The following is a 12,477-nucleotide window of genomic DNA, read 5'->3' as shown; positions in this document are numbered from 1 at the left end:
CTCAATCAGCGGGCGCGCGACCACCATCCCCGACCCGAATGACGGCCCCCCCCGGAAGATGACCGGACGCCGTAGGTTTCCCCATGGAAATCGGCCTCGAAATCTTTCCGTGCTGCGGCGATCGGATTTTGAATGGAAACGGATGGGTCGTTGTCGTTGGCGGCCGCTTTCTTGAGGATCGCGTTGACCTCGTCTGGCGAGAGCTCGACGTAGCGCAAGTGGCTGTCAGGGTGCTTATGGTGCATGCATACCTGAATGATGTCACCGCTGATCCCAAGCGTTCGTAGGAACCTGCCATAGAAATGGCGAGCGCCGTGCGGAGACGTTCCGAAGCGTTTTCCGTACTTCAAACCAGATTCCGGATATCTACGAGCAATCCGCTTCACGGCGGCCTTCCAAGCCGACCGAAACGCGGCGGGAGTATAAAGGTCGCCTACGTCGCCCCCGTTTACGGTTCCCGTACGCCCCGAGCTAACAAAGAGAAAAGGGTGGTCTCCTAATCGCGCAGGTCGCCGCATCATCAACGCCGGACGAATGACACGCAGGTACGTCTTCAGGTGCTTACCCAACATGTCTTTTAGCCCGCCGACGGGAAGCCAATAGATAGGGTCGCCCTCGTCGTCGTTGCGGACACTCTTCCAGCCTGCCTCGTCTCGGCCGTCGTGCATCGTCCGCGAGGTCCGCTGGAAGTGCTGCAAATAATCTTTTCGGGTGATCAATTCCGCGCCGTACTGCAGCAGTCCTTCCTCCGGGTGGTGGAGGTACACCGCCGGCGTCTGCCCGACGAACTGGACGTCCGAGCAAAACAAATGGAACGACTCGCTAGTCCGCAGCCCGCCGTAGAACAGGAAGAACGCGATCAGCTGAGCCGTCTCGTCCGTCTCGCCCCGTTCGTTCGTGAAACCTTCCATCAGGAACGCGGGAACCCACTTCGCAGGGAAAGAGTACGTCTTTGGCGTCGACCTGCCGGGAGAACGAACAACGCCGGTGAAAGGGTGTGGTGGCTTGCCATCCTCGCCATCCATATATTGCTTGAGATGGGCGAGCAGTGATTTCGAGCGGCGGATGGCAAGGTGAGCCGTGGCCCTGAATGCCTCCGATGAGCTGGTCGTGCCTTTGTATCGCTCCAGCCATTCGGGTGTGACGCCCATCTTCGCCAAGTGGTCGAAGAATGTGTCGAGGACCGAGAGAAGCCGGAAAGCCCGCCGGGCGCTACGGCTCCTCCAGAACAGCCCTTTCTCCTCAATCGGTACGCCGTCGTCACGGAACGAAATGGTTCCGTAGGCAAGCGCGACGGCGAACGATCGGAAGAGGACATTCTCCAGGGGCAGCGCGTCCCCGTTGAGTTGAGCGGCAGTCAACGACGGAAGAATCGCGACGGTATGGTCAATCAGGAGGCCGAATACCTGGCAGGTCTCCTTTCTGTGCTGCTTCGACATTTTCGGGTGATCGTCGAAGTACCGATCTATGATCTCCATGGGATGGGCCACGACGGAGCCGTCCTCAGACTTCCCTATCAAGAAAAGTCGATGCCAGCTTCTCAGAAGCCCTGAGCGCATCATCGGCTGGCGGCAAACGACGAAATTCAACCCGCGTGCCTTGTTGCGCCGGTACGAGTTGAGCTTTTGACGTCCAGATTTGTGTGCGTTGGATTGGGATGCCACTGTTTATTGTCTCCTGGCCACACAGCAGCTTGGCGTGATCTCGTCCATTAGGAGCATGTTAGCTTCCTCAAAACGCACCGCTTCGATACGCCGCGAGGTCTCGCGCGCGTCGGTGCTGTGTTACGACTGGATTTGGCCGCGGCTCGAACTGCGATTGGGTCCAAGCGGGCGGAAAGGTCAGAAGCCGTTGCGGGTTATCAGGTCCGCTATGTCGTCCGGTTCATCCTGAGGCGGCGACACCTCCCCGGGCGGGCAATCGGCCAAATACCACTCGGTCACGGCCTCCCCATTGATCAAATACGTGGTGGGAGTGCGAAACGTCGTTTCGTGTTTCAACTTGAGGTACAGTTCCAAAGGTATCGGAAAAAATTTTGGTCGCGTCATGTTTCTCTCCATTCTTACCACGCGCAGATTGCCGTGTGCGCGTTCTTGCGACGAATTTTGGGGTCAAGGGCTGCGCAGCACCGGAGGACATAAGAAACACCTCCAACCGGTGTGAACGATCTCCGGACGCGGCAAACAGGAGTGCGCCGCCACGTGTACGTCAGCGCACTTCCCGTGTTGTTTTCGCATCGAGGGTACGCCTCACTGCCTGGCACGCATTTGGAAGTGCGCGTACAGCTTTCATCTTGGAACCTTGCTACAGGACGAAGACGTCCGTTGTCATGGCGTGCGCGGCCGCACAAAGACGACCGCGCACGCAGCGAAGTGATTCGAAGATTGCCCCTGCTGAAATATCGCGACACACGATTTGTCCCCTGGAACTGGCCCAGGGCACTCGAAATCGCTATCCAAAACCCAGGATACAGGTTTTCAACACCGCTGACGCGGACTGAAACCGGTTCACTGTTGCAGGGGGAAAAACGCCGGGATAGAAATCTACATATTCGCTCCTTTCTTGGTGGAAGGGATTCGGATGACATCGGCGGCACGTGTTAGCGCACGTGCCGCTTTGCGTTTATGGACGAATCGTCGCGTGGGCACAGTAGCAGCTTAACGTACCCATTCAAGCAAGCGATTGACGTGTACACACGATGAAATGGACACGGATTTGCGGGCGACACGCACCCCGGAATGCAAATAGGTCCGAGATTATGTGCCCACAGAAATCAGGTGAGTACGTCGCCGCCGCGGTGGCAAAGCCTCAGTGGCCGTGTTAACTGCATCCTGAACGACCGATTTTCGTAGCCAGAATCGGCTGCGGCGAGGAGATGGAATGTCGAACGCGCAAGGCACTCTTGAGGATGTACTCCGCAACATCGACTTGGACATTCAGCGTTTGCGGAATGAGCGTGATCGCATCGAGACTGAACTCGAGCGGGTCGAGCACGAGATACAGCGAGCGGAGGAATCCAAGCGCTACATCCTCTCAGCCGCAAAAGGCAACGTGCCCCCACGTAGTGGCGGTGTGTCTCTCGCAAAATCGCCGAGGTCCATAAACGAGCAACGCCGACCTGCCCGCGATCAAGCAGGTACGTCCCAGCGCCAGTACGTCATCGATTTGGCCATAGCGATTCTAAAGGACCGGGACAACAGGCCGATTCGACGTGACGAGCTCTGGACTGAAATGCGGGCACGCGGTTTGCAACTCCGCAACAGCAACCCCGAACATTATATCGCCAGCAAGGTGCTTGGGGGTGCCAAGGACATCTTCGGCAACAACGGAGGCTATTTCCTGCTCGGGCATTCCCACTCCCCCGCGGACGACACGAACGAGTGACCGGATCATAAATGTCTTGTTCGGTCTCAGTTGCAGGTTTTGGTCGGCCTCTCTTATATATCGTCGTGGTTGACAAAATGCCCTCGTGAGAATGCATCTTTTTAGCTGGAAAAACCGTAAGTTATGCTGGGCCCGATAACCGATCTACTCAACGAGAACCTAACCCGCGTAGAAAATCTCGTCTCTCTATACGGCCCGGAGAAACCGGGCCGACGTCGCGTTCAAGACACCGACATACTACGCGGTGCGCTAGTCCTTCTCCACGCGGGGCTCGAAGACTATTTGAGGTCGCTTATGGTCTGGAAAATCGACACGTATCCGCCAGAGGTTCTGAACAACTATATGTTTCCAAATGGCAGTAAGCGGGGAATTCAAAAAATCTCGCTCGGTGAACTTGCATCATCAAAAGGGCGATTGGTCGATGATGTGATCACAGAGGTCGTCAAAAGTTACTTGGACAGGTACCAGAGTTTCAATGATCTTGGCGAGGTGAAAACTGCCCTCAAGCAATGCGGCATAGCACCAGAAGCAGTTGAAGCCAGGAATTTCGGAAAACTGCACGAGATGATCGCGCGTCGCCATAACATCGTCCACAAGGCTGATCGAAACGAAGTGATCGGGGGCCAAGGAAATCACGGAACCCAGTCACTGCGCAAAGGGACGGTTGAAGGCTATGTCGCCTCGGTGAAGGATATCCGAGATTTTGTTACCGACAGTCTTTAGTAGCCCGAAGCCGGACCAGCATACTCAGTATTGTCCTACACCGAGATGATCGCGACGGGCCTAAAGATGTCTACAGGTCCTATTATGTGTCCGTCTCGAAGAAAGCTCATTCCATTGACCTCCCCCTGCCATCGATCAAGAGGGCGCAGGCCCGCGAGGTTTATGAAGTCCGTTTTTGCCGCTTTTATCAGGGATCGCGCGGTTTGCTCCTCGACTCCGAAAAAAGTCCCCCCACTTACATCAAGCCTCAGCAGATTTGGGGGAGATATCACCGGTTTCCCGCCGAAATCGAAATACGGTTGAACTGCCCTTGTGTCGGTGGGGAAATAGCCGCCCACAAACCTTACGCTAGCCAGCGCAGGGTGAAGGCATTCCCACACAGCAAACTGGAACTCGAGATCGCTTGGCAGCAAAAATCCGCTTATTAAGGCCGCAGCAATGAGGGGTTGACCAAGCTTCAAAAACGTCGATCCGTAATGGACGGCTTTGACCGCTACCGCCACGCGGCCGTCTTCATCGCGAAACTCTCGGTCACCGACCGTTTCAGGGTCTTCAGCAGACAACTTCGTGTAAACCGCGGGACTATTTTGCTCTGTGGCCCAACGTGTTGCCACTATGTAGCCCTTAACCCGCAACAGCTTCCCAGCGGCGTCAAGCACCTTCACTCTCTTAAACTGGTTTCGCCACTTTTTAAAATCCGCGCTTTTGAAACCGACTGCGCGGCTCGTCCCCTTTGCTTCTGCGAGGGACACGGCCCCGCCACCATCGGCGCAGAAATAGTCTGGAGCGTCACCTTTCGTGGTGTAGTCAGTTTGAACGGAAACGCCGCCCCTGGATGTTAATGTGCCATGGTCGCGTACGTGTTCGAGGTGGGCGATATAGGTAATGTCGAGCTTCTCTGCCAAAAACCAGCGACAAAATGCGTGCCCAAGTTCGTTTGACGTGTTGCCGCGAGACGTTGTGGAGGCCCCTAATCCATTCCGTTGAAACCGAAAATCTGGTGTCGGCATCAAGTAACGAACATGATCGAAGTGCACCGGGTCTGGATTTGGCGGAATCCTCTCCCACTTGTCAAAGAAATGATGGAGATATAGGTCCGCGAGATCAACGCTGAGCTCAGTCACAGGCTTGGTCACATCATCGTGCCGCTGCAACTTCGCGGGCACAGAGGGAAATGCATTGATTGCTAATTTGATTGATTTTTTCATTTGATTGATCCGGGAATAGCAATCGCGAATGTTGAAATGACGACCTTCGAAACGGCCTACAAACTTTAGTCGACGTGCGGATAAATCGCGCCCACATTACCCCTATAGGATTTCGAAACACGCATAATTGGAAGCAACCACCGTCGGCACAAGCAGACCCCGGTCGAGCCTCGTATTCCGAGCCTCGCACGACGTCTCAGGGATAAGAAGGCAGGCGTGACAGGCAGCGCCATGAAGATGGCGATCATCATGATCGCCGTTGGGTGTATGCTCCGCGCAAATCGGATCGTTGGAGCATAGCTCAAGGCGTTTCATCGCTCGGGTCAGCAATTCGCCCACGCGGTGAGCCATACCACTCAGCCCGCCGAGCGTTCCCTGTCCGCCGGCCGTCGATGTGTAAATTAGCAATCCATATCGATCCGCTTGGCCGGCACCGCTGGAATAGACACGCTCTTTCAAGGACGAGAGTGGATAGCCGCATTCCAATGAAAGCTCGGACATCAGTGCGTGGGAAAGCGAATGTAGCGCCCAGTAGGCTATTCCTAAATGCGAAGGAGGTCGACCGAACCTCTCGGCCTCACGAGATTCCCCCTCTCTCAACACACGCATCCGATCGTCCACCGCGGGTTGGCTTCGCCAACGATTCAGATGCTCCGGATTGACGTGGAGAAAGATACCTTCGCCGAACTGCTCGATGGCCGGGAGCCATTCGACGTTCCTAGCTAGATCGGCACCGTCAACTGCGAGCTGAATTTCATCCAGCTCGCTTTCGGCGGCCGTTGGCGGTGGCTCGAGGCGCGTGAAACCATATAGACAAGTTACTTCCCGAAGCCGATGAACCTTGACGACCCCCGCCAGGAAATCTCGCCACGGCTGATCCAGACGCAGTTCGTCCAACGGCAATGTTTCCGCGAAAAGATGAGACGACGGGCCGTCATGTCCGATGAAACGAGTGCCGGACGCCAAGATGTCAAACTCTGCGATCCTGGGATTAGCGGAAGTCCTCGCATCCCCAGTCTCTTCGTCGAGTGCGCGCAAAATTTCTTCGTCTGAAAACTCCGCGAACGCATCCTTGGTATGGGGCAAACTACGCAGGATATCGATGAAATTCGGCAACGGCCGAATTGAATCGATGGTTGGTCGATGCTCCTGAACCGTTTGGCGGACGCGATCATCCGAGTTCGTCAGCGAGATCACTGTAACGGTCTGGGCAAAATACGTGTTGGTCGCGGATCGCGGCAGCAAACGTAGGTCAATGCCACATTCCTCGTCATGCAGCCTTTGCGGCTGGAGCCAAGGGCTCTCTGATCGGCAGGTGCCCAAGAACTTCGGCTTGTAGAGGTCGGCCATGGTCAACATGGCACCGCATGTGCAGCGGACCGAGATGTCCGACGGGTCAGAGCTTACACCGCGCTCAACCCAGTACATTGGCTTTCTACACGTTTGATCGCCATTGCGATGAGCCAGGTATCGCCAACCGATGTCCTGCAGGTGCCCCTTCGTGCAGGCGGCCACGAAACGGATCGGGTTCACTTCCCGGCGCTTGCCCCGATCATCTTTGTAGGAGAGCTTGCCGCCCTTGGTGGCCGTCAAGTGGTCGAACTCCACCATTCGTCGGCGCTTCTCGAGGGCAGCAGAGGTTTGATCCCCGCCGCCACCGGACGCATCCCCATCTTCGTCGACGGTAAACCAGCTCGGAAAAAGCAATACCTCTACCCCAGGAGCGCGGTCATCGCGTCGCTCCTCGTCCTGCTCCGGTGGCTGACGGAGGCCTGAGAAGGTGGGGCTCAGCTTGTCCCCCAGCTGATCACGAAGAAGAGCAATCAGGCGATCCTCCGCCACGGTCTTCATGTTTGGACCATAGCGCCAACCCTGCAGCCCCGACACGATCACGGCCTGATCCGGGAGGTCGAGCATAGCGCCTGGCCCGTAAGTCAGGAGCAATTGGCTGAAGCTTTGTGTGATGTCTGCCATGGTTCTTCTCGCTACTCGAACAAGCGGCCGTCAGGCCTTCTGATTTTCAGCAGTGCGACCGGTTCGGTATCGCGCATGGATCGAGCAGCGACGAAGAAGTTGTTTCCGCGTAGGCCCAAGGTGTCTTGCAACAGGCGCTGCACCGGCTCCGCTTTCGCGTAGACGAAGCGATCCCCGTTTTCCGTCTGTCTGTCAGCTATTGATATCCACGCGTCGCGCAACTCATCAAGCCGGGCAAGGCACCGGTTGACCAGTTCCTGCTCGACGTTCGCGGTCGCCATCTTTTCTTCGACTATCTTGCGAACAGCCGTATAGGCAGCGGGGTTGTCCCCCATCCGCGTGACAAAGTCGTTCTGGCTGAGGTCAGGCTCCACATGGCGCGCGGCGGCAACGAGTGTTGCTGCAAGTGCCCGGTCCAATGCCCGAGGAGAGAACGGAGTGACGCTTGTGGCCTCGACGGCGCGGTAGAAGCTCATGTGGAATGCGCGGAACTGTTCGTAATGCGTTCGGTCTCGCGGCTTGTGGATGTTGAGAAGTGTGATGACGAGCCCGGGCTTGGAGGCTTCACGGCCGACGCGAGACGTCGCCTGAATATATTCGGCAGCCGTTTTCGGCTGACCTTGCACAACCATCAGACCAAGGCGGCCGATATCCAGACCGACAGAAATCATGTTGGTCGCCAAGGCTACATCGACAGCGTTCTTCTCTAGCACCGGATAGCCTAGCCGCGTGCGTGCCTCCGATACCTGGTCGGTGCTGTAACGCGAAGTCAGCTCCTGGACTTCACGCAATGTCCTATCGGCGAACGGCTGTCCACTCGGTTGTTTGCGGACACGGCTGCTGCCGTAGCTGGTCAGATGCGCCCGCACCTCATCCTCGACGATACGCCGTGCGCCTCCGAGCTCTCGAAGGGCGTTGAAGTAGCAGAGAGCCGTCAGGTAGGGGTCGGCAGGATCGTTGTCGTTCCCTGTCGAAAGGGCTGCGGCACCGGAAAGGATCGTCTGCAGCGCCCGCAGGTAAACCAGTTTCGGGCCACGGCCTGGCGATGCAATGCCGGCATAGAAGCGCGATGGCGATTCCCGGTCGACCTTCGCAAAGAAGGAGTCGTGGCGGCTGATGCCGGGCGGCGGGAAGATCGCCGTCTTCGAGCGGCCGAATAGGTTCTTGATCTGGGTTTCCGCCCGCCGAACGGTTGCCGTGGACGCAACGATCTTCGGGCCACGACGCTCGCCGTTGATCTGGCGTGAGGCGAGCAGATCGAATGCCGTCTCGTAAAGGCCGGCGATGGTGCCGAGTGGTCCGGAGATCAAATGCAGTTCGTCCTGGATGATCAGGTCGATGGGGCGCAGTTCCCGCGACATGCGGGTGCCATCTGCTTCACCGGCACCGTAGAACCCTGAATAATCCGAGCGGGTGACGTGGCCGAAGAATGCGCCTGCGCGACCTTCCCAGGGGACGCTGGCAAACTTATCGACAGTCGCGATCATGAAGGCTGGCAGACGACGATAAATCTCATCATCGACCACCACTATCGGTAGACGGTCAGCGCCTGAAAATTCGCAATGCAGATTGTCGCAGCGAATGTCCAGGCGTTCTGGCTTGGTCAGGTTTGGATGAATCTGGAAACTGTTCTTGTTGAAGCGCTCACCACACCAAGGGCAGTTCTTCATCGGGGCCGGTGCCGGCCCGTTTCGGCTGCGGTGTTCCGCCAACCAGGCAACGGCAGTGCTTGGGTTCTTGTTCCTGGCGTCGCCGAGCGCGTTGGGGGTCGCGCCTCCCCCTACCCAGAGACCGATCTCGATGGGCCAGGTCCCGAGTTCAGGATTGCTTTTCCGCTCGAGCTCGAGCGCGCAGACGAGACCTGCCGCACGTTGCAGCTGGTCGAGCGTCAGAAGCCGCAGCGTGTAGCGCATCACGACCGACAGCCCCGCACCCTCCAGGCCCGGATTGGCCAGACGGCGGCGGGCAATGGCGAAGGCCGCGAGCCCCAAATAGGCTTCTGTCTTGCCGCCACCGGTCGGGAAGAACAGGAGATCGACAATCGGCCGATCGTCATGGCCGGGGTCAGCCAAGCCGTCGAGGTTGAGAAGGATGAAGGCTAGCTGGAACAAGCGCCATGTCGGTGCGCGTTGCTCTGACAGCGGCTTCTTGTTGTCGGCCGCAGCCCGCTGTCGGTTCGCCCGCGCCATGACCTTGTTCATGATACGGAAGGCCTCGCGGCTCGTCGGGTCATTCACCAGACGATCGATCCCGCCTTCGATGCGGCGGCAGGCCTCGCGGATTCTCACAAGGCAGTCGCGCGCGACGTGTTGGCGGCGTGCTCCCGAGACGTCGGCAATCAACCCATCCTGCTCGATGGCCCATTTGGCATATTCGACCGGCAGGGCGGAAAGTGCGGCTTTCAGACTGGCGACATCAGCCGCGGCCTTCTCCAGTTCGTCCATGCTCCGCTCCACAGCGGGAACGGGAATGTCGGCACCAAGCTTTTCCACCTCTTGGACGGGGATAGGATTGGTGAATACGGTCACGATCCGACCACGCTCGTCGAGCACGCACCAATCGGCTGAGGTGTTGTGGCCAACGGCAAAGGAGCAGACATCACGGTAATGGAGATCGGCAAGGCGCTCATCGAAATCGCTGGCATTATACGATGCGCGGTCGTCGCGAGGCGCAAAACCATCGACGGTATGCAGTTCGAGGCGAGCCTGGAAGCAGAAGGCGATGTCTCCGAAGCGGCGATATGTTTCCGGGCGGGCGTTCACCAGAAAAACGGAGACTGCCAGAACATCGTCCCGGATGCCATCGATGCCTGCCGTCTGGGCCGGCCGAACGGTAACCACCAGTTCGAGCCCGCCCCCTGGCACCTGCGGGGCTGCGCTCTCGGGCACCACGATGCGCTGGGGAATCCCCTCCTGCAATGTTGCCAGATCGATGGTCAGGCGTTCCTCGCGCGGAATTCTGCGCCAATCGAGTGAACTCTTTGGCGGCTCCTTCGGCTGCTCGCCTGCCTGAACGGCCTTTTCTCTCTCGTCGGGCAAAAACACGGCTTTGTCGAGCGGCGGTTCGGTAACGTAGTCGCCCCACGTAACGCGCGCTTGAAGCGTCTTCGCCGAGCGCGGCAGCAGCACTGTCAGACCTAGTGAAGAGGGAACAAAGGAACGCATCGGCGGCCGCTCGCTCGCGCCGTCGTCGACGGCGCTGCCCGAGCCAGGAGCGCCCAGTTCCATACCCTCGGCCGAGCGCAGGGCGTCGAGCTGGGCTTCTGCCTTTTCGTCGTCGGCAGCGCCATTTCCGAGAATTTTCTCGGCGCGGCGTTCACGGCTATCCTTGCGGCGGGGGGCGAGAAAACCGGTGAGATACCAGGTTGAGGGGCTCGTGCCGGAAATAATTTCCCGATCGAGATCAGGATCGAGGTCAGGATGCGCTCCAACCAGATCACGGCGCAGCAGGTTCATCAAGCGTTCACGAACTTCAACGGGGGATGTCGGCTTGGGGAGGATGCTTAGCGCATCTTGCAACGGTGTCGTGGTCGTATTGTTCGACATTACTTCCCCTCCAGCTGCGCAAGTTGCGCCAGCGCCTGATCAAGCCACTTTTGTGTATATGATGACTTGAGGTCGAACTTGGGCTTGAAGCCGACATCACCGAGTAGCCGCTCGAGCGACACCAGACGCTCGCGGAGACCAAGGCGAATGCCGATCCGGAGGCTGGCTTTGTCCGGACCGCACAATACCCAGGCGTCCTTCCTACGGATCGCATGCGCCCAGAGAGCACGTTCGCCAGCGTCGAGGTGCGCGATTGAAAGGTCTCTGGTCACCGCCTCGGCATGGTCAATATCCTGAACGGCGTGGACGGCCTTGAGTGTCTTCGCCAGTACATCGCTATCAATCTGCTCTTCGGGTCGACGTTTCTGGAAACCGGTCTGCGTCTCGACAAAACAGTCGCCAACCGTCTCGACCGCGTAGCCCCCACAAAGCGCTTTCCACGCCGAGACACGCCAGCACTCGATGATGACGTTGGTGTCAACGAGAACAGGGCCATGGTGTCGAGCCATGCAGCCTCACAACTCGTAAGGCGCTTCGACGCCATGGGCTGCAAACAGATCGGCAAAATCGTCAATGGCAAGACCAAGGATAGAGGCAATCCGGCGCATCGATGTTTGCCCCTCATCCAGTGCGGCAGCAACAATCTGGACGAACGGCTTTGAGAACAGCGGCGGTGTTTCCGGCTTTCCCGGTTTCGTCCTGCCGTTGTTTCTTAGGTCATCTCCAGAAATCGCATTGCTCAGCTCGCGGCTCAAACGCTTCATGCCGACGAGCCTCCAACGCAATGCCTGCGATGTCACTAGCATCTCGTCTGCCACTTCATTGAGGCGATCGACCAATTTCTCATCCGTCAACCCCCCCCATTCACCAAACCGATCCAGCACGGCTCCAGGCATCAGAAGCGCCGACGCGAAATTGTCTGCCAGTTGCTCGACGCGGTTTCGCCTTTTCGGCATGGCTTCCTCGATATGCTCGGGGGGCATCTTCTCCCATGTCAGGATGTGAAAAAGCTCATGTGCAAGATCAAAATGGCGTCGCCCCGGGATTTCATTGCGATTGATGAGCACGACATCCAGTTCGGGTAGACGACAGGCCGCTCCCGAAACACCGTCGATCGGGTCGACCATCAGGACTAGGATGCCGAGCTTTTCCATGGCATCCGCCAGCCGGCGAGCCGGCACGTCTCCGAGATCAAATTCGGCGGCGAAGCGTTCGCCAGCGGCACTTGCGTCGTTATAGCTCGACTGCTTCGACAGGCTCAACGCTGGCCGCATGAGAGGAGGCTTGTGGCCTGTCTGGCGTGCGAGTGTGCGGAAGGCTGCAATCAGACGACCGGCGGACTCCTCGTAGCCACGGAGCCCGTCTCCATCGACCCCGGTCTGTCGCCAGGAAAAACGGCCTTCTCCGGCGAGCATGAACGGATCAGTGAGATAGTCGATCGGCACGCCGAAGATTTGGACGGCACGCAACAGTTCGTCCGCTGCGACCTTGCGGTCGCCGGTTTCGATGGCCGACAGGGTTTGACGATCGTTAAAGCCGAATTTCTCAGCCACGTCTTCCTGTGAAAGCCTTCGCTGCTCTCGCAATGATTTGATGCGTGCGCCGATGGTCGTGGTCATTGGGGTTCTCCTTCGCCCCATATA

Annotated in this window: 9 protein-coding genes; 2 read left to right on the top strand and 7 right to left on the bottom strand. The window is 58.0% G+C overall.

The features are described 5' to 3' along the window. Positions 1-5: 5 nt before the first annotated feature. Both K6N12_RS29070 and K6N12_RS29065 read right to left on the bottom strand, forming a co-directional pair. Positions 6-1,664 carry a hypothetical protein gene (locus K6N12_RS29070; RefSeq protein WP_222149051.1) on the bottom strand — a complete coding sequence of 553 codons (1,659 nt, stop codon included), beginning with the start codon at positions 1,662-1,664 and terminating at the stop codon, positions 6-8. A gap of 177 nt (positions 1,665-1,841) precedes the next feature. Continuing rightward, positions 1,842-2,048, bottom strand: coding sequence for a hypothetical protein (locus tag K6N12_RS29065; RefSeq protein ID WP_222149050.1), 207 nt, complete (start codon positions 2,046-2,048; stop codon positions 1,842-1,844). A gap of 832 nt (positions 2,049-2,880) precedes the next feature. Here K6N12_RS29065 and K6N12_RS29060 point away from each other — a divergent pair. Both K6N12_RS29060 and K6N12_RS29055 read left to right on the top strand, forming a co-directional pair. Next, positions 2,881-3,384 carry a hypothetical protein gene (locus K6N12_RS29060; RefSeq protein WP_222149049.1) on the top strand — a complete coding sequence of 168 codons (504 nt, stop codon included), beginning with the start codon at positions 2,881-2,883 and terminating at the stop codon, positions 3,382-3,384. 294 nt (positions 3,385-3,678) lie between these two features. Continuing rightward, positions 3,679-4,107 carry a hypothetical protein gene (locus K6N12_RS29055; protein ID WP_485064274.1) on the top strand — a complete coding sequence of 143 codons (429 nt, stop codon included), beginning with the start codon at positions 3,679-3,681 and terminating at the stop codon, positions 4,105-4,107. A 35-nt stretch (positions 4,108-4,142) separates the two neighbouring features. On the opposite strand, the gene K6N12_RS29050 is transcribed toward K6N12_RS29055, so the two are convergent. From K6N12_RS29050 to K6N12_RS29030, 5 genes are all read right to left on the bottom strand, one after another. Beyond that, positions 4,143-5,315, bottom strand: coding sequence for a hypothetical protein (locus tag K6N12_RS29050; protein WP_222149047.1), 1,173 nt, complete (start codon positions 5,313-5,315; stop codon positions 4,143-4,145). A gap of 102 nt (positions 5,316-5,417) precedes the next feature. Continuing rightward, a complete protein-coding gene (drmB, locus tag K6N12_RS29045; RefSeq protein ID WP_222149046.1) occupies positions 5,418-7,289 on the bottom strand; it encodes a DUF1998 domain-containing protein in 1,872 nt (623 codons plus the stop codon). A gap of 11 nt (positions 7,290-7,300) precedes the next feature. Beyond that, complete coding sequence (gene drmA / locus K6N12_RS29040; protein ID WP_222149045.1) at positions 7,301-10,834, bottom strand: DISARM system helicase DrmA; 3,534 nt, start codon at positions 10,832-10,834, stop codon at positions 7,301-7,303. Next, positions 10,834-11,343: a hypothetical protein gene (locus tag K6N12_RS29035; RefSeq protein WP_222149044.1), complete on the bottom strand. Its 510-nt coding sequence runs from the start codon at positions 11,341-11,343 to the stop codon at positions 10,834-10,836. Before K6N12_RS29035 ends, drmA begins: the two co-directional genes overlap by 1 nt. Positions 11,344-11,349: 6 nt before the next feature. Beyond that, positions 11,350-12,453 carry an XRE family transcriptional regulator gene (locus K6N12_RS29030; protein WP_222149043.1) on the bottom strand — a complete coding sequence of 368 codons (1,104 nt, stop codon included), beginning with the start codon at positions 12,451-12,453 and terminating at the stop codon, positions 11,350-11,352. Positions 12,454-12,477: the final 24 nt, after the last annotated feature.

It is taken from the genome of Rhizobium redzepovicii (assembly GCF_019793435.1).
GTDB lineage: Bacteria > Pseudomonadota > Alphaproteobacteria > Rhizobiales > Rhizobiaceae > Rhizobium > Rhizobium redzepovicii.
This window is presented reverse-complemented; position numbering and strand designations above follow the sequence as displayed.